Below are 19,208 nucleotides of genomic sequence, written 5' to 3'. Positions count from 1 at the left end.
AAAAAGCTGCAGCAGAATGTTATATGTTAGCATTTTGCTGCAGCTTTTTGTTTTTGTGTGCGCACAATGTCAATTAATTAGTGTCATAGTTCTAAGCTGTTTTGGCTTGCATTCTGCCGCAGGTCTATATATAATGAAAGAGTGAATATCTATTTTAGGTCTGGTAAATCTGATTTCATGATTCAAATCTATTTATTTTAATTTCAAATCAAATTCAAGTAGAATCTCTTTTATCTCAGGATATCGTTAAAAATATTCAAATTTTAAACCTGTATGATATGAAAAATACAAGGCAAGGTAAAAAATCAATAATAGGGGGAAATATATGTTCAGTAAAATAAACAGTTTCAGCACCCGCGGCATCGATGGCTACCGGATCACGGTGGAAGTTGATGTGAGCGACGGATTGCCGAGTTTTGTTATGGTGGGCTACCTGGCGGAGGAGGTGCGGGAGGCGCAGGAGCGCGTTCGGACCGCACTTCGGAATGCGGGGTTTTGCCTGCCGCCGAAGCGGATCACAGTCAATTTATCGCCAGCCGGGGTGCGGAAAGAGGGAACGGGGTGTGATCTGGCGATCGCGGCAGGAATTTTGAGGTGCTTGTGGGAACAGGGTGAAAAGGCAAAAATAAGAAAGACGGATGAAACCTGCTCGGAAATGGATGGGATGGAAGATGAGGAGAACAATTCTGCACCGGATTGGGACCAATGGGCGTTTATCGGTGAACTGGGTTTGGACGGCAGCATCAAGCCGTTGACCGGTGTTCTTTCGATGGTCTATGAAGCGCGCCGCTGCGGAATGAAACGGGTTTTTCTATCCGAAGAGAATGTACAGGAGGGACGGGCTGTGGATGGAATCGAGATCGTCGGAGTCCGGGATGTGAAAGCGCTGACGGGGTGCCTGCAGCATCCGGAACAGATTCACGGACAATGGTTCACACCAGAGCTGTTTCAGGCGGGACAGGAAGAATTTGACGTCGATTTTGATGAGATCGTCGGACTTCCGCTGGTGCGGCAGGCAACCGAGGCGGCAGCAGCGGGGCGTCACAACATTCTCTATATCGGGCCGGCTGGAACGGGAAAAACGATGGCAGCTCGGCGTATTCCGACAATTTTGCCGCCGCTTACGCTGGAGGAAAGCATTGAAGTCTCGAAGATATACAGTATCTGCGGTCTCCTGAAGCCAGACACACCGCTGGTTTTGCAGCGTCCGTTCCGCAGCCCGCATCACAGCACGACCGCCCAGGCGATGGCAGGCGGAGGACGAAATCCGAAGCCCGGGGAGATTTCACTCGCCAGTTATGGAACCCTCTTTTTAGATGAGTTAACGGAGTTTCAGCCGAAAATCTTGGATCTGCTGCGTCAGCCGATGGAGGAAGGAAGCATCACGGTTTCCCGTCTCAACCAGACGGTTGTATTTCCGGCAAAAACGATGATTGCGGCGGCGATGAATCCCTGCAAATGCGGTTTTTTCCCAGATTTGGGAAAATGCCGTTGTACTCCAACCCAGATTCGCCGGTATCTGAACCGCGTTTCGGGACCATTTTTAGATCGGATCGATATTGGGGTGGAAGTACCGCGGCAGGATTTGGGGATGATGGCTGCAGAGAAGAGCATAGATGAGGGGAGTTTTCCACAGACAGAGCAGAGGAATTCCTCCGCTGTCATGCGCGCCCGCGTCATGGAGGCGCGCGCTCGACAGGAAAAGAGGTTTGCAGACGAATCTATCTCCTACAACAGCCAGATGACCCGCCGCCAGATCGAAGAGTATTGCCGTCTATCCGGGGAAGATGCGGTATTTTTGGAAAAGGTCGAACGGCAGCAGGGAATCAGTGCCAGGGGACACGGAAAGATTTTAAAAGTAGCGCGCACACTTGCCGATCTGGATGGACAGGCGGAGATCGGGCGGACGCAGTTGGCGGAGGCGATTGGATTCCGGAGTTTTGAAAAAAAATATTGGGGGAGTCTCTGAAAAGAAGCATGTCTAAAAGATCGAAAGAATAAAAAGTTTAACAAGGGTTGTAATTGTTATATGGTAAAAGGCAGCCGATCTGACATATATAGGGGGAAAGATATGGAAATAGGAAAAGAAGAGAGCAATGTACAGAATGCTCAGCTTTCTATGCAGGAACTATATGGAAAAACACAGGAACCGCCGCATAAAAAAGTGCCTCTGACAGAAAATATGCAGTATTCCGACCGTGAGCGCATCCATGCCTACTGGTTATCGAGAGTGGATGGAATCGGCGCGGTGACGGCGGCTAAATTATATGAATCCTGCGGCAGTTTTGAGGGAATCTATGAGCGGGTTTTATATAATAGGAAGAAACTGGATCCGTTTATATGTTCCTTTCTCGGAAAGGCTGTGAAAAAGGGGCTGGAGGAAGCGGTTTTGCTCTTCAAACAGCGCGTGGAAGAATACGATAGGCTGGAGGAACAGGGGGTACGTTTCATTCTGTGCGGTGAGGCGGCATATCCGAAGCGCCTGATGCATATCTATGATAAACCGATGTGGCTGTTTGTGCGTGGAATGCTTCCAGAAGATGCGAAACCATCCGCGGCAGTCATCGGGGCGCGCAGCTGTACGCCGTATGGACGACAGGAGGCAGAGTATTTCGGCCGGATTCTGGCAGAAAACGGCGTGCAGGTAGTGAGCGGCATGGCGCTGGGGATCGATCAGGCGGGGCATAAGGGCGCGATGGATGGCGGCGGACTGACGTATGCCGTGATGGGCTGTGGGATTGACACCTGTTATCCGCCATCCGGCATCCGACTGCATGCGCGCATCCGTGAACAAGGCGGCATATTGTCAGAATATGGACCGGGTGTACCGCCGACGGCATCCCATTTTCCAATCCGGAACCGGATCATCAGCGGACTTTCCGACCTGGTGCTGGTCGTGGAAGCACGAAAAAGAAGCGGCTCCCTGATTACGGCGGATCTGGCGCTGGAGCAGGGAAAAGAGGTATTTGCGCTGCCGGGACGGCGCATCGATCCGCTCAGTGAGGGCTGCAACCGGCTGATTGCACAGGGAGCGGGGATCGTGACGAAACCGGAGGATGTGTTGGATTTCTTCCATATAAAATGTAAAAATTCTTGTAAAAAAACAATAAAATCAGTAAATGCACTTGCCAAGTCGGAAAAAATGGTGTATAGTTGCCTAGATTCACAACCGAAACATCTGGAAGCGGTCATGAAAAGCTGTGGGGTGACAGCAGGGGAATGCATGACTGCGCTTTTAAATCTGGAAATGCAGGGATTGATCCTGCAGCCAATGAATCAATATTACGTTAGGAAGATTGTATAGAGGTCTGTTATGGCAAAAAATCTGGTTATTGTAGAGTCTCCGGCGAAAGTCAAGACAATTAAAAAATTTTTGGGTTCCAACTATGAGGTGGACGCCTCCGGCGGTCATGTGCGCGACCTCCCTAAGAGCACGCTGGGAGTGGACGTAGAGCATGGATATGAGCCGAAGTATATCACCATCCGGGGAAAGGGCGATGTGTTGGCGCGTCTTCGTAAAGAGGTTAAAAAAGCGGATAAGATTTATCTCGCAACTGACCCGGACCGCGAGGGAGAGGCGATCTCCTGGCACCTGATGAAAGCATTAAAGCTGGATGAACAGAAAGATAAAAAGGTTTACCGTATCAGTTTCAATGAGATTACAAAAAACGCCGTCAAGGCATCTTTAAAAGAGCCGCGTGCCATCGATGAAAATCTGGTGGATGCACAGCAGGCGAGACGTATGCTCGACCGTATGGTGGGTTACCTCATCAGCCCGCTTCTCTGGGCGAAGGTCAAGAGAGGACTCAGCGCCGGTCGTGTGCAGTCGGTCGCGCTGCGTATGATCTGCGACCGTGAGGAAGAGATCAATGCGTTTATACCGGAAGAATACTGGACGCTGGATGCACAGCTCCACGTACATGGCTCCAGAAAGAAGCTGACCGCCCATTATTACGGCGATAAGGACGGCAGGAAGGCAATTCACAGCAAAGAGGAAGTGGAGGCGCTTATGAAGCGTCTGGAGGGCTGTGAGTACGAAGTGCGAGATGTGAAGCTGGGCGAGCGCGTGAAGAAGGCGCCGATCCCGTTTACGACCAGTACGCTGCAGCAGGAGGCATCCAAGACGCTGAATTTCTCAACGCAGAAGACGATGCGCCTTGCCCAGCAGCTCTATGAGGGCGTGGATATCAAGGGACGCGGCACAATCGGTCTGATCACCTACCTGCGTACCGATTCCACCCGCATCGCGGCAGAGGCAGATGCGGCGGCGAGAAGCTATATCGGCGACCAGTTTGGGGCAAGTTACGTGTCCGAGGCGCCGGCGGCGGCAAAATCAGATGCCAAGATCCAGGACGCACACGAGGCGATCCGTCCGACCGACATTACACTGACGCCGGTACAGGTAAAAGAACAGCTTTCCAGAGACCAGTTCCGTCTGTACCAGCTTATCTGGAAGCGCTTCACGGCGAGCCGGATGCGCCCGGCGGTTTACGAGACAACCTCCGTCAAGGTAGCAGCCGGAGAGGAGCTTTTCACCCTGTCGGCGTCCAAAATCAAATTTGACGGCTTCATGTCCGTCTATTCACAGGACGAGGATAAAGAGACCGACGGCGTTCTGAACGAGTCGCTGAAAGCAGGCATGAAGCTGGATTTAAACCAGTTAGAACCGGCACAGCATTTTACACAGCCACCGGCACATTATACAGAGGCGTCGCTCGTCAAGGCGCTGGAAGAGCAGGGCATCGGACGGCCAAGTACCTATGCACCGACCATCACGACAATCATCGCGCGCCGCTATGTAGCGAAGGAAAATAAGAACCTCTATGTGACAGAGCTTGGCGAGGTAGTCAACCGGATGATGAAGAAGGCGTTCCCATCCATCGTCGATTTGCAGTTTACGGCAAATATGGAGTACCTGCTCGACAGCATCGGGGACGGCACGATCGGCTGGAAGACTGTTATCGAAAACTTTTATCCGGATCTTGACAAGGCGGTTAAAGAAGCGGAGAAGACGCTTGAGAGCGTCAAGATTGCTGACGAGGTGACGGATGTGATCTGTGACCAGTGCGGGCGCAACATGGTAATTAAGTATGGCCCGCACGGCAAATTCCTTGCCTGCCCGGGATTCCCAGACTGTAAAAACACGAAGCCGTACCTGGAAAAGATCGGCGTGAAGTGCCCGAAATGCGGTGGTGAGATTGTCATCCGTAAATCGAAAAAGGGCAGAAGATATTACGGCTGCGAAAATAATCCGGACTGCGATTTTATGACCTGGCAGAAACCGTCAAAAGAAATGTGTCCGAAATGTGGACATATTATGCTCGAAAAGGGAAATAAGCTTCTTTGTTCTAACGAAGCCTGCGGTTTTGTAAAAAACTCATAAAAACTCTTGAAATAGATATTAATTATTAAAAAAAATGAAAAATACAGAAAAACTCTTGCTATTATACGAAAATCGTGTTACAATTCTTACAGGTTAGGATCGAATTCTAATTTACGATAAAGGCAAAGGAGGTAACTGGTAAAATGAGCGTTCAATTACTGGACAAAACTAGAAAAATTAATAAGTTATTGCACAACAACCATTCTCATAAGGTTGTGTTCAATGACATTTGTGAAGTCCTCAGTGACATACTGGAATCCAATATTCTCGTAATCAGCAAGAAAGGTAAAGTACTCGGAGTTGCGATTCATGAGGGTGTGGATGAGATCGAAGAGTTGATCAAGGATCAGGTCGGCGGTTTTGTTGACCGTATGTTGAATGAACGCCTTTTAAGCGTTTTGTCAACGAAGGAAAATGTCAACCTTGCCACATTGGGATTCGCCGAGGAGAACGTGAAGAAGTATCAGGCGATCATCACGCCTATTGATATATCCGGTGAGAGACTGGGTACTCTGTTCATCTACAAATCAGATGCACAGTACGACATCGACGATATCATCCTGAGTGAGTACGGAACCACTGTTGTCGGACTTGAGATGATGCGTTCTGTCAACGAGGAGAATGCAGAGGAGACAAGAAAGATCCAGATCGTTAAATCAGCGATCAGCACCTTGTCCTTCTCCGAACTGGAAGCAATTACCCACATCTTCGATGAGCTGGAAGGCAACGAGGGCATTCTGGTAGCCAGCAAGATTGCAGACAGAGTCGGCATTACCCGTTCCGTTATCGTCAATGCACTCCGCAAGTTTGAAAGTGCAGGCGTTATTGAGTCCCGTTCGTCCGGTATGAAGGGAACCTACATTAAGGTTCTGAACGATGTTGTATTTGACGAGTTGAAAGCGTTAAAAGCGCAGAACAACCGTCCGTCATCCAATGTATAAAAACATATAAGACATTTTAAACAAAAACAAAAGTTTTGACAAAACGTGAAAAAGTGTGAGGGATAAAAAAGGACTCGGTGAGAGCCCTTTTTTATGTAATAGGAAATTCCTTGGAATTCCCTATTACACAAAAAGGCACTAACGTGCCAATGATGCGCACTCGCGCGAAGCAGAAACATGTCGCAAGCGACCGCGCTCAGCGCGAGAATGTGCCAAGGCACATTCTTTTTCATTTGCGAAATATTTATTCTAATGCATCCTTAATCTCCCCATCCGGCACATCCATCGGATAGTTTCCGGTGAAGCATGCCGTACAGAGCGGCAGTCCGCCTGCCATCTCCTCGAGATCTTCAACCGGCATATATCCAAGCGAATCCGCACCGATCTCCCGGCAGATTTCTTCGACGGAATGACTGCTGGCGATGAGCTGTTTATTGGAGGGGACATCGGTGCCGAAATAGCAGGGGAAGAGGAATGGCGGGGAGCTGACGCGCACATGAACCTCCTTCGCCCCGGCTTTTTTGAGCATGCGGATCAGGTTTTTCATCGTCGTACCGCGCACGATGGAGTCATCGACGAGGACAATGCGTTTTCCCCTGACAGCCGGTTCCAGAATATTAAGCTTGATCCGGACGCTATTTTCGCGTTCTTCCTGGGTCGGTTTGATGAAAGTTCTGCCGACATAGCTGTTTTTATGGAAAATAATCTCATATGGAATGCCGGATGCCTTCGCATATCCCATCGCGGCGGTCAGACCGGAATCCGGTACACCGGCGACGAGGTCGGCATCGGCAGGGAAGGAACGTGCGAGAGCAGCGCCGCCGCGCAGCCTAGCCTCATAGACGCTCACATCATCGATGTGGCTGTCGAGGCGGGCAAAATAGATGTATTCGAAAACGCAGTGCGCCCGTTTTTCCTGCTGCAGGCTTTTATCAGAAAAAACGCCGTCGCGGGTGATGGTCACGATCTCACCCGGTTCGATATCACGGATAAATTCGCCGCCGACCGAGGTGATGGCACAGCTTTCCGATGCCATGATCCAGACATTTCCCTTTTTGCCGAGGCAGAGAGGACGCAGACCAAATGGGTCACGAACACCGATCAGCTTGCGCGGGCTGGAGATAATCAGGGCATAAGCGCCACGTGTTTTTGCCGCGGTCCGTTTGATTGCCTCTTCAGCGGTCGGGGCAGCCAGACGTTCTCTGGCGATGTGGAACGCGATTACCTCTGAATCCATCGTCGTCTGGAAGATTGCGCCGGTTTCTTCAAGCTGGCGGCGCATCTCAAACGCATTTACCAGGTTTCCGTTGTGCGCCAGACAGAGTGTTCCCTTAAAATACTTAAGTACCAGTGGCTGTGTGTTTTCGATGGTAGAAGAACCGGTTGTGGAGTAGCGGACATGACCAACTCCCAGATTGCCGCCGAGGCGTTTTAACGTCTCCTCATGAAATACCTCATTGACAAGTCCCAGCCCTTTGTAGCAGTTGACAACGCCCTTTGGGCCGTTCGTGTCACAGACTGCGATGCCGCATGACTCCTGACCGCGGTGCTGGAGTGCGCTGAGTCCGTAGTACATATCTCTGGCAACATCGCCGCCCTCCAGGTCAAACATTCCAAATACGCCGCATTCCTCACGAAGCCCGGTTTCGTATGTGAGTGACTCCCTCATGATATAAACCTCCTTTGTATTCAAGATACCTGAATGATAAGAAAATAACAGGGATAAGAACCCAAAATTGACTGCAAAATATCAGTATAAAAGACAATATACCAATATTTTGCAGCCAAATCATAACACATTTTTCTCGATTTTTCAATCAAGTCATAATATTGACATGTCAGATTATACGGAGAACAGCAGTTCATCGTAAGTCGGATACGGCAGGAAGGAATCCGGAATCAGGGCTTCTGCGGTATCAACGCTGCTTCTCAAGTCATCCATCTTGGCAAGAATCGTATAGTGGAAATATGTAACCTTCTCGATATTATCTTCCATGGATTCTGCCGCTTTTTCAGCCTCTGCCAGTGCTTCGGTTTTCTCGGAAATCTCGGTGTAGAGACCGGACAGCTTCTCAAGCAGTTTGCTCTCGGCGCTGATCGGTGCGTCCGGCAGGATTGCTTTTGTCTTTGCGGCGGTTTCAGCCAGCTCCTTGCAGTAGGAGAGGACGGACGGCAGGAAGGTCTTCTTCATCATCGAAAGCATCGTCTTTGCCTCGATGTTGATGGTCTTGATGTAGTTCTCTTCCTTGATTTCGTAGCGGGAGAAGAGTTCCTCCTTGGTGTAGATGCCGTGTTTCAGGAACAGTTCTACGTTTTTCTCAGCAATCAGGCGCGGAAATGCCTCTGCGCAGCTCGGCAGGTCGAAGAGTCCGCGTTTGTGAGCTTCCTCTACCCATTCGCTGGTGTAACCGTTGCCGTTGAATACGATGTGGCGGTGATCACGCAGCACTTCCTTTAAGAGCAGATGGATTTCTGCCTCCAGAGCCTTGCCTGAAAGACCTTCCAGACGGTCTGCAAATTCGCCTAAAACTTCAGCTACGGCTGTATTGATGACAATGTTCGGTTCCGATACAGAGAGAGCGGAACCTGGCATACGGAACTCGAATTTATTGCCGGTAAAGGCAAACGGAGAAGTGCGGTTGCGGTCGGTCGTATCTTTGATAAAGTGTGGCAGAACCTTTGCGCCCGGCTTCATCGTCTGGATTTCTTTTGCCTCAGACTCCAGATCTTTTTCCACGATATTGAGAACTGCTTTCAGATCATCGCCGATAAACATAGACACGATAGCTGGCGGCGCCTCGTTGCCGCCCAGACGGTGGTCATTTCCGGCAGTTGCAACTGATACGCGGAGCAGATCGCCGTAGACATCGACTGCCTTGATCGTTGCGAACAGGAAGAGAAGAAACTGTAAGTTCTTTGCCGGATCACGGTCCGGATCAAGTAGGTTTTCGCCGGTGTTGGTCGATAAAGACCAGTTGTTGTGTTTGCCGCTTCCGTTGATGCCCTCAAATGGTTTCTCATGGAGCAGGCATACAAGACCATGTTTTTCTGCCACACGTTTCATGATTTCCATAGTGAGCTGGTTATTGTCAACTGCCACATTGGTAGTTGTGTAGATGGTGGCAAGTTCATGCTGCGCCGGAGCTACCTCGTTGTGTTTGGTTTTTGCCGGAATACCGAGCTTCCAGAGCTCTTCATCCAGTTCTTTCATGAAAGCGGAAACTCTCGGACGGAGAGCGCCGAAATAGTGGTCATCCATTTCCTGACCTTTCGGAGCTGGTGCGCCAAACAGAGTTCTTCCGCAGAACTTCAAATCGCTTCTCTTATTAAACAGTTCTTTATCAACCAGGAAATACTCCTGTTCCGGACCAACGGTGGAGACAACGCGGGTCACATCTTCATTTCCGAAGAGCTTCAGGACACGCAGCGCCTCGCGGTTGATGGTTTCCATCGAACGCAAAAGAGGGGTTTTGGTATCAAGTGCCTCGCCGCTGTAGGAACAGAATGCGGTCGGAATGCAGAGTGTATCATCTTTAATAAATGCCGGGGAGGTTGGATCCCAGGCTGTATAACCTCTTGCCTCAAAGGTGGCACGAAGTCCGCCGGATGGGAAACTGGATGCATCCGGTTCGCCCTTTACCAGCTCTTTGCCGGAGAAATCCATGATAACTTCGCCATTGCCAACCGGATTGATGAAACTGTCGTGCTTCTCAGCAGTGATGCCGGTCATCGGCTGGAACCAGTGTGTGAAGTGAGTTGCACCATTTTCAACTGCCCATTCCTTCATTGCAACTGCGACTGCATTTGCAATATCGAGATCCAGATGGCTGCCATTTTCAATCGTTTTGCGGAGTGCCTTATAAACATCTCGCGGCAATTTGCTTTTCATGACTTTGTCGTTGAATACAAGACTTCCATACAGTTCAGGGATGTTTTTTTTCATAACTCATGTCTCCTTTCAGGTTTTATGTCTGCGATTTTGTGATGATTAAATCTACGTAAGATGAATGTGCTCTGACACATTTTACATAAAGAAAAGGGCACCTCGATCATCTCGAAGCGCCCTTGCTTTTATGTGTAGTAGTATACACGAAAAATTCTGAATGTCAATACAATTTGCACACGAATTTTGAAAAAATGTTTCAAGGGAGAATATTGTACAAGATTTCTTCTATTCAAGTCGAACATCTGTGAGACTTGGCGCGTGATACTGGTCAGCGAAGCCGACATATTCCATACAGAATTACTGCGTGAAAAAAATTAAAAAACCTCTTTACAAACTCAGAAAAATAGTTTATAGTTTGAACATAAAAAATTGAATCCAACGGGGTGGGCAAGGATGCCATGATAATCATGGTATTCGTGCCCACTTTTTTAAAAGGCAAAGATGGAGACTCTGTTTCGAAGAATCCGACAGAAAGACGCGGTCACCGGCTGAGAGCCGTGTCAGGAGGGAGCGGGACAATAGGGAACACTCCGGAGCCGGATGACTGAGAGTGACACTGGACACCCCGCCAGCCGCCGCAGGTAGGTCATCACGTGACTGCGCGTTAAGCAGCAAAAGAGTAAAAAGAAAAACAATCGTTTCTTTTTAAATGCGGGTGGTACCGCGGGAATATCCCGTCCCGGAATGATGTGAGTGAACGTCATTCCGGGACTTTTTTTGTAATAGGAAATTCCTTGGAATCCCCTATTACAAAAAAGGCACTAACGTGCCAATGATGCGCACTCGCGCGAAGATGTAGTTTGTCGCAAGCGACCGCGCTCGGCGCGAGAATGTGCCAAGGCACATTCTTTTTCATTATTCCCGTCCCGGACATATCAAAAAGCAGAGAAAGAGAGGAAACAGCGATGGAATTTATGACAGGTAAAAAGGAAAAAGAAGTGCTGGATCTGGCAGCCGTGTTTGCAGACGGTATGGAAGGACGGGAAGTAAAGGTAAACGGCGCGATCATGAGTGTCCGCAACATGGGCGATATCGCATTTGTGATTCTCCGGAAACGTGACGGCGTGCTGCAGACTGTCTATGAAAAAGGTGTGACCGACGCGGATTTTGCTGAATTAAGAGAAGAAACATTCGTAGAAGTTTCCGGTGTCCTCCGAAAAGAAGAGCGGGCGCCGAGAGGCATGGAACTTCGTTTAAAGAGTGTTCGGATCCTCTCGAAACCGGAAGAACCGATGCCGATTGCCGTATCAAAATGGAAAATGAGCGCATCCTTGGAAGCCAAACTGGATATGCGTTCTCTGACACTCCGCAACCTGCGGGAGCGCGCACGTTTCAGAATCCAGGAAGGAGTCGCACGGGCATTCCGGGAGTACCTGCATGGAGAAGGATTTACGGAAATTCATTCTCCGAAGATCGGAGCAAAAGGAGCCGAGGGCGGAGCAAACGTCTTTAAACTCGATTATTTTCACCGCCCGGCGGTGTTAGCGCAGAGTCCGCAGTTTTACAAACAGATGATGGTCGGCGTGTTTGACCGTGTGATGGAGGTTGGTCCGGTGTTCCGTGCGGAGAAGCATAACACGAAACGTCATTTAAACGAATATACCGGACTGGATTTTGAGATGGGATATATCGATGATTTTACCGATATCATGGCGATGGAAACCGGATTTCTTCAGCATATGGTGGAAATTTTAAAGAAGGAATATTCCACGGAGCTGGAAATCCTTAAAGTCAAACTTCCGGAAGTAGAGAAGATTCCGGCAGTGACCTTTACCGAGGCGAAACGCCTTGCCTCCGAAAAATATGGAACCCAGATCAAAAACCCATACGATCTGGAGCCGGAGGAAGAACACCTGATTGGACGCTACTTTAAAGAAGAGTACGGTGCCGATTTCGTGTTTGTCACCCATTATCCATCCAAGAAGCGTCCATTCTATGCGATGGATGACCCGACAGATCCGAAAGTAACACTCAGCTTTGACCTTTTATTCCGTGGACTGGAAGTCACAACCGGCGGACAGCGTATCCACAGCTACACCGAGTTGATGGAGAAGATTGAAAAACGCGGTATGGATACCGAGGGAATGGAACAGTATTTAAGCACCTTCAAACACGGTATGCCGCCTCACGGCGGACTCGGTATCGGTCTGGAACGTATGACGATGCAGCTGCTTGAAGAGGAGAATGTCCGTGAGGTTTCGCTCTTCCCGAGAGATATGAGCCGTCTGGTACCGTAACGTGACAGGACGCAATTTCCTATGAAACAAAGAGCTTGTCCATAACACATATTATAATAGGAAGGAACAGAACTTATGGCAGTGAAAATAGACGATGAAATGATTGATTATGTTGGTATTTTAGCAAAGCTTTCCCTTTCCCCAGAGGAAAAAGAGGCAGCGAAAAGCGACATGAGCCGGATGCTTGAGTATATCGATATGCTGAATCAGCTTGATACTTCGGAGGTAGAACCGATGTCGCATGTCTTTGACATTCACAATGTGTTCCGCGAAGATGTCGTGGAAAATGGAGATGAATCAGATGCGATGCTTTCGAATGCACCAGAGCAGAAAGAAAAACAGTACAAGGTGCCGAGGACAGTGGAGTAAAAAGAATTAGAGATATAAGCAGCGATATGGAGGAAATCAGGATGGGAATTTCAGAATTAACAGCGCTGGAGCTGGGAAAAGAAATTAAAGAAAAACGAATCTCCGTCCGGGAGGCGGTACAGGCATCTCTGGAACGGATTCATAAATATGAAGATACAGTTCATGCTTATGTAACGCTGACCGAGGAGGCAGCACTGGCACAGGCGGATGAGATCCAGAAACAGATTGACGATGGCACCCTGACCGGACCGCTGGCGGGCGTTCCAATGGCGATCAAGGATAATATTTGTACAGAGGGAATTGAGACAACGTGCAGTTCCAAAATTTTAAGGGGATTTGTACCTCCGTACTCAGCGGAGGCAGCACTGAACCTCAAAAAAGCCGGTGCGATTCTGCTTGGCAAGACAAATATGGATGAATTTGCGATGGGAAGTACGACCGAGACATCCTGGTTTGGACCGACGAAAAACCCGTGGAATACAGAGCATGTACCGGGCGGATCTTCCGGTGGCTCGTGTGCGGCTGTCGCAGCGGGAGAGACCTTTTTTGCTCTTGGTTCAGATACGGGCGGTTCCATCCGCCAGCCAAGTTCCTTCTGCGGCGTGACCGGCATCAAACCGACCTATGGAACGGTTTCCCGGTATGGTCTGATCGCCTATGGTTCCTCGCTGGATCAGATTGGACCGATTGCGAAAGATACCGCAGACTGCGCGGCAATTCTGGAAACGATCGCTTCCTATGATAAAAAGGACAGCACCTCTGTCAAGCGGGAGGCGTACAATTTTACCGCTGCCCTGACCGGAGAGGTAAAAGGGATGAAGATTGGAATCCCGTCCGATTATCTGGGCGAAGGACTCGATGAAGATGTAAAAAAAGCTGTTCTGGCGGCAGCTGAGGCGTTAAAAGAACGCGGGGCAGAAGTAGAGTTTTTTGATTTAGGCATGGTTGAGTATGCGATTCCAGCATATTACGTCATTGCATCGGCGGAGGCAAGCTCCAACCTGTCCCGGTTTGACGGTGTGAAGTACGGTTACCGCACACCGGAATATGAAGATTTACATGAAATGTATAAAAAGAGCCGTTCCGAGGGCTTTGGACCAGAGGTAAAACGCCGTATCATGCTTGGTTCGTTCGTTTTGAGTTCCGGCTACTACGATGCATATTATCTGAAAGCACTCCGCACAAAAGCATTGATTAAACAGGCATTTGACAAGGCGTTTGAGAAATACGATGTCATTCTGGGACCGGCAGCGCCGTCCACGGCACCGCTGCTGGGCGACAGCCTTTCCGATCCGATGAAGATGTATCTGGGCGATATTTATACTGTTTCGGTCAACCTGGCAGGTCTTCCGGGCATTTCAGTTCCGTGCGGGCTGGATTCGAAAGGACTTCCGATCGGGCTTCAGATGATCGCAGACTGCTTCCAGGAAAAGAAGCTGTTTGGCGCGGCATCTGCATACGAAAAGGCGAGAGGTGCATGGAAGCTTCCGGTTATAACAGACAAGGAGGGCAGATAAGATGAAGAAAGAATATGAGACAGTCATCGGCTTGGAGGTACACGTAGAGCTGGCGACGAAAACCAAGATTTTCTGCGGCTGCTCCACCGAATTTGGAGCAAAACCAAATACTCATACCTGCCCGGTTTGTACCGGTATGCCGGGTTCTCTGCCGGTTTTAAATAAGAAGGTCGTTGAATACGCGATGTCTGTCGGTCTGGCGGCAAACTGTGGTATCAACCAGTTCTGTAAATTTGACCGGAAAAACTATTTTTACCCGGACAACCCGCAAAACTATCAGATTTCCCAGCTGTATCTCCCGATCTGCCACGACGGTTATATCCCGATCGATACGCCTGCCGGTGAAAAGAAAATTCGTATTCATGAAATTCACATGGAGGAAGATGCCGGAAAGCTGATCCACGACGAGTGGGAAGACTGCTCGCTGGTTGATTACAACCGAAGCGGCGTGCCGTTGATCGAGATCGTTTCTGAGCCGGATATGCGGAGTGCTGATGAGGTTATTGCCTACCTCGAACGCCTGCGCCTGCTGGTACAGTATCTGGGCGCATCCGATTGTAAGTTACAGGAAGGTTCGATGCGTGCCGATGTCAACTTATCGGTCCGTGAGGTGGGAAGTGAGACATTTGGTACGAGAACCGAGATGAAGAACTTGAACTCTTTCAAGGCGATTGCCCGTGCGATCGACGGTGAGCGCACCCGCCAGATTGAGCTGCTGGAAGAGGGCAGGAAGGTCATCCAGGAGACGAGACGCTGGGATGACAACAAGGAATACTCCTATGCGATGCGTTCCAAAGAGGATGCGAAAGATTACCGTTATTTCCCGGATCCGGATCTTCCGCCGGTCTGCATCAGCGATGAGTGGCTGGAATCTGTCCGCGCCGCCCTGCCGGAATTGCAGCCAGAAAAAATGGCACGTTACCAGAGCGAATATGGTCTGTCTGAATATGACAGCCGCATCCTGACTGAGTCTAAGAAAATGGCGGATATGTTTGAAAAGACCACTACCATCTGCCAGAAACCGAAGAAAGCGGCAAACTGGCTGATCGGCGAGGCAAGCCGCCTGCTCAAGGAAAAAGGACAGGACGCTGAAAGCCTGTGGTTCTCCCCGATGCATCTGGCACAGCTCATCGATCTGGTCGATACCGGAACGATCAATAACAACACGGCAAAAGAAGTATTTACAGCTGTTTTCGAGCAAGATGTCGATCCGTCCGCCTATGTCGATGCACACGGACTTGGCATGGTCAATGACGACAGTGCCCTGGAACAGGCAGTTTCCGATGTACTCGCCGCAAACCCGAAGACGGTGGAAGAGTATAAGAGTGGAAAGACAAAGGTACTTGGATTTCTGGTTGGTCAGGTGATGAAAGCGATGAAGGGCAAGGCAAATCCGGGTAAAGTGAATGAAATGATGACGGAGAAGCTGAACGCGTAAAAACGCCTTTTTATAAATGAAAATTATAATTAGCTTTTAAAGAAAACTAAAAAGAAACTGTCTACAGATGCTGGCTTTCTGGATGACTCGTGATTTGTAATCGGAATTACCAGAAATACATCTGTAACAGTTTCTTTTTTATAATCGTGTTATAAATGATGCGATGTGATTACTCTACAATATCCAGCTCCTTGCTGAAGGAGTTTAGAATTTCGCATCCATCCTCAGTAATCAGCACCAGATCCTCGATTCTCACGCCAACTTCGCCTTCTACATAAATACCTGGTTCGATGGAGAAGATATTGCCAACTTCAGCGACCTTGGTGTTCGCAGAAGAAACATCGCCGTACTCATGTACTTCCAGACCGATGAAATGTCCCAGCCGATGGGTAAAGTTCGGACCATATCCGGCATCCTCGATGATCTGGCGGGCAGCTTTATCGACTTCGCAGAGCGGAACGCCCGGTTTCAGAATTGCTTCTGCGGCAGCATTTGCACGGCGGACGGTCTCATAAATAGCGCGGTGCTTCTCAGACGGTACTTTTTTATAGAAGAAAGTACGTGTCATATCGGCACAATAGCCATCCTTCCTGCATCCAACATCAAACAGGACGGTGTCGCCCTCTTTCAGAACCGTGTTGTCCGGACCGTGGTGTCCAAGCGCGCAGTTTGCACCGAAGCCAACCAGTGGTTCAAAGGAATATCCGTCTGCACCGAGACTCTTATAAATATCTAACATCTTGGAAGCGATCTCTTCCTCAGTCACGCCCTCATGGATCAGACCTCGGAACTGTGCCATCGCCTTATCATTGATTGCGGAAACCGCACGCATTTTTTCACGTTCTTCGTCATCCTTGCACGCACGGACTTCATCGATGCAGATGGAGCTGACCTTGTAGGAGGAAGCGCCCGAATGATCGATGACCGGAATCAGGAAACGGGCAGCAAATGTTTTATCAATACCGAGCGGTTTGCCTGCCTCAACACAGTCGCACAGAGGAGTCAGGTAATCGTCTGTATCCGAGAAGCGGAATTTTTCTACGCCCAGATCTTCCGGAACGGTAAAGAGGTTATTGATAAAGATCTTATTCTTGCCGGACTGGTTAATGTAAAGTGCCAGCAGACGTTCACCCGGATCAATAAAGCGACCCGTCAGATAATAGATCGCATATGGATCGGAAATAATCATCTGATCGAGTCCCTCTGTCTCCATTTTTTTCAAAATTTTATCAAGTCGCTGTGTGTTCATCATGATGTCCTCCTTATAAATAGAGTGGCTGTAACTGTGAAGATGCCGGACAGTTTACGCCATAAATTTATCGTAACTGTTCAGTACCTTCACAGTCACAATTTAGCTGCTTTTATTATAAGACGCGCTGAGAAAAAGTCAACGATAAAAGAACGCTTGAAAAGTGTATGGAAAGGGGGTAGAATAGTATCAACTGACCAGCCTTTGAAAAATGAAAGGACTTTTTTTGGATACGAAAGGAAAAAAACATGGCGAAATCCTATGAAATGGATATGTGCAATGGCCCGATTCTCAGAAAGGTACTTACATACTCCATTCCGTTGATGCTTTCTGGCGTGCTTCAGCTTCTTTTTAATGCGGCGGATGTGATTGTGGTGGGACGTTTTGCAGGCAGCCAGTCTCTGGCAGCAGTCGGCTCGACCAGTTCCCTTATTAATCTTCTCATTAACGTCTTTATTGGTCTGTCGATCGGCGCGAATGTCCTGGTAGCGCGCTATTATGGTGCGAAGAATGACCGCGACATGAGCGAGACAATCCATACGGCGATCACGGTCAGCCTGATGAGCGGGCTGTTTCTGGTCTTTTTGGGTTTGTTTACCTCACGTTTCTGGCTGGAACTGATGGGGACGCCGGACGATGTCATCGATAAATCGACGATCTACATGCGGATTTATTTTGCCGGTATGCCGGCAACGATGGTGTACAATTTCGGAAGTGCGATCCTGCGCGCGATCGGCGATACGAAACGTCCGCTGTATTTCCTGACCGTGGCAGGAGTTATCAATGCAGCACTGAACATATTCTTTGTTACCCAGCTCCAGATGGACGTAGCGGGTGTCGCGCTGGCAACCGTGATTTCCCAGTGTATTTCCGCATTTCTGGTTATCCGCTGCCTGATGCATTCAGAGGGCGCGATGAAGCTGTCGCTTTCCAGGCTGGGAGTCAACCGGAGAAAACTTCTTCTTATTATAAAGGTAGGTCTTCCGGCTGGTATCCAGGGTGCGATTTTTGCGATCTCCAACGTACTGATTCAGTCGTCCGTCAATTCCTTCGGTTCGATCGCGATGGCAGGCAACACGGCATCGCAGAATATCGAGGGATTTGTGTATACCTCGATGAATGCACTGTATCAGACCAATTTAAGCTTTACGAGCCAGAATATCGGAGCGGAGAAATATACGCGGATCAAAAAGATTCTTGCCACCTGCCAGGGTGTCGTTGTGACAGTAGGACTGGTGCTTGGATTTGCAGCATACCTCGGCGGTCCGTGGCTGCTGCAGGTATATTCAGAAGATGCCGACGTTATTTCCTATGGACTGCTCCGGATGTCGATTATCTGTACGACGTATTTCCTGTGCGGCATGATGGATACGATGGTCGGAAGCATCCGCGGACTTGGGTATTCGATCCTGCCGACGCTTGTCTCTCTGACCGGCGCCTGCGGACTGCGGGTGATTTGGATCTTTACCATATTTGCAGCGCAGCGGTCGCTGGCGATCCTGTATCTGTCGTACCCGATCTCCTGGGCGGTCACAGCGACGGCACATATGATCTGCTTCTGGCGGGCGGCGAAGAAACTGCCGAAGGAAGACGGTCATCCGGTGCGGGGATAGAATTTGAAACGATGCAATGCGATCATTAATCTGCTTGTTTTTGAAAGAAAACACAGACAGAGCAGCATAAAAAATAATTCGTTTGATAATCTGATTCGTGTAAAGAAAAAATACTTGACACCAATTAGATTATCGTGTATGATAACACAGGTGATGAGGAATGGAAAAAATTGTTGAACAGGGTCTTTTGTATGATTTCTACGGAGAACTCCTGACAAAGCATCAGCAAAGTGTATATGAGGATGTGGTATTTAACGATCTATCCCTCAGTGAGATTGCAGATGAACAGGGCATTACCCGTCAGGGTGTGCATGATCTGATCCGGCGCTGTGACCGTACACTTCTTGGTTATGAGGAAAAGCTTGGGCTGATTGCCAAGTTCCAGAAAACCAAGGAAAAAGTAACTGAGATTCATCGGTTGACGGAAGAATTCAGCCGGACTCGGAATCAGGCGCTGATTGAGGCAATCGGGCGAATCTCAAACGAGATATTGGATTTATAATGCGGGAGGTTTT

General features: G+C 49.1%; 13 protein-coding genes. 10 read left to right on the top strand and 3 right to left on the bottom strand.

The window, feature by feature from the left end:
• Positions 1-325: 325 nt before the first annotated feature.
• The 4 genes from PG862_RS03790 to codY all read left to right on the top strand — a co-directional run bounded on the left by PG862_RS03790 (position 326) and on the right by codY (position 6,324).
• Positions 326-1,969: a YifB family Mg chelatase-like AAA ATPase gene (locus tag PG862_RS03790; protein ID WP_270706552.1), complete on the top strand. Its 1,644-nt coding sequence runs from the start codon at positions 326-328 to the stop codon at positions 1,967-1,969.
• Positions 1,970-2,071: 102 nt separating this feature from the next.
• Complete coding sequence (gene dprA / locus PG862_RS03785) at positions 2,072-3,304, top strand: DNA-processing protein DprA (protein ID WP_243101256.1); 1,233 nt, start codon at positions 2,072-2,074, stop codon at positions 3,302-3,304.
• Positions 3,305-3,313: 9 nt separating this feature from the next.
• Complete coding sequence (gene topA, locus PG862_RS03780; RefSeq protein ID WP_270706549.1) at positions 3,314-5,383, top strand: type I DNA topoisomerase; 2,070 nt, start codon at positions 3,314-3,316, stop codon at positions 5,381-5,383.
• A gap of 143 nt (positions 5,384-5,526) precedes the next feature.
• Positions 5,527-6,324 (top strand): GTP-sensing pleiotropic transcriptional regulator CodY, encoded by a 798-nt coding sequence (codY, locus tag PG862_RS03775; protein ID WP_022360247.1) that lies wholly within the window; start codon positions 5,527-5,529, stop codon positions 6,322-6,324.
• A 244-nt stretch (positions 6,325-6,568) separates the two neighbouring features.
• On the opposite strand, the gene purF is transcribed toward codY, so the two are convergent.
• A complete protein-coding gene (gene purF, locus PG862_RS03770; RefSeq protein ID WP_118293519.1) occupies positions 6,569-7,993 on the bottom strand; it encodes an amidophosphoribosyltransferase in 1,425 nt (474 codons plus the stop codon).
• Positions 7,994-8,167: 174 nt separating this feature from the next.
• Positions 8,168-10,267, bottom strand: coding sequence for a glutamine synthetase III family protein (locus tag PG862_RS03765; RefSeq protein WP_270706546.1), 2,100 nt, complete (start codon positions 10,265-10,267; stop codon positions 8,168-8,170).
• Positions 10,268-11,175: 908 nt separating this feature from the next.
• On the opposite strand from PG862_RS03765, the gene aspS reads away from it, so the two are divergent.
• From aspS to gatB, 4 genes are all read left to right on the top strand, one after another.
• Complete coding sequence (aspS, locus tag PG862_RS03760; protein ID WP_270706544.1) at positions 11,176-12,507, top strand: aspartate--tRNA(Asn) ligase; 1,332 nt, start codon at positions 11,176-11,178, stop codon at positions 12,505-12,507.
• A 75-nt stretch (positions 12,508-12,582) separates the two neighbouring features.
• Positions 12,583-12,876: an Asp-tRNA(Asn)/Glu-tRNA(Gln) amidotransferase subunit GatC gene (gatC, locus tag PG862_RS03755; protein ID WP_106999925.1), complete on the top strand. Its 294-nt coding sequence runs from the start codon at positions 12,583-12,585 to the stop codon at positions 12,874-12,876.
• 41 nt (positions 12,877-12,917) lie between these two features.
• Entirely contained in the window at positions 12,918-14,393 is a 1,476-nt protein-coding gene (gatA, locus tag PG862_RS03750; RefSeq protein ID WP_270706542.1) for an Asp-tRNA(Asn)/Glu-tRNA(Gln) amidotransferase subunit GatA, read from the top strand.
• Between the two features lies 1 nt (position 14,394).
• The gene (gene gatB / locus PG862_RS03745) at positions 14,395-15,831 is read left to right on the top strand and encodes an Asp-tRNA(Asn)/Glu-tRNA(Gln) amidotransferase subunit GatB (protein ID WP_270706540.1); all 1,437 of its coding nucleotides are present in this window, start codon (positions 14,395-14,397) and stop codon (positions 15,829-15,831) included.
• A gap of 169 nt (positions 15,832-16,000) precedes the next feature.
• On the opposite strand, the gene PG862_RS03740 is transcribed toward gatB, so the two are convergent.
• Positions 16,001-17,083, bottom strand: coding sequence for a M24 family metallopeptidase (locus tag PG862_RS03740; RefSeq protein WP_368044207.1), 1,083 nt, complete (start codon positions 17,081-17,083; stop codon positions 16,001-16,003).
• Positions 17,084-17,328: 245 nt separating this feature from the next.
• Between PG862_RS03740 and PG862_RS03735 the strand changes: the two genes are divergently transcribed.
• The gene (locus PG862_RS03735; protein ID WP_118672867.1) at positions 17,329-18,693 is read left to right on the top strand and encodes an MATE family efflux transporter; all 1,365 of its coding nucleotides are present in this window, start codon (positions 17,329-17,331) and stop codon (positions 18,691-18,693) included.
• Positions 18,694-18,853: 160 nt separating this feature from the next.
• The gene (ylxM, locus tag PG862_RS03730; RefSeq protein WP_118472371.1) at positions 18,854-19,195 is read left to right on the top strand and encodes a YlxM family DNA-binding protein; all 342 of its coding nucleotides are present in this window, start codon (positions 18,854-18,856) and stop codon (positions 19,193-19,195) included.
• The last annotated feature ends 13 nt before the right edge of the window (positions 19,196-19,208 follow it).

This window comes from Clostridium fessum (assembly GCF_027698965.1).
Taxonomy (GTDB): Bacteria; Bacillota; Clostridia; order Lachnospirales; family Lachnospiraceae; genus Otoolea; species Otoolea fessa.
This window is presented reverse-complemented; position numbering and strand designations above follow the sequence as displayed.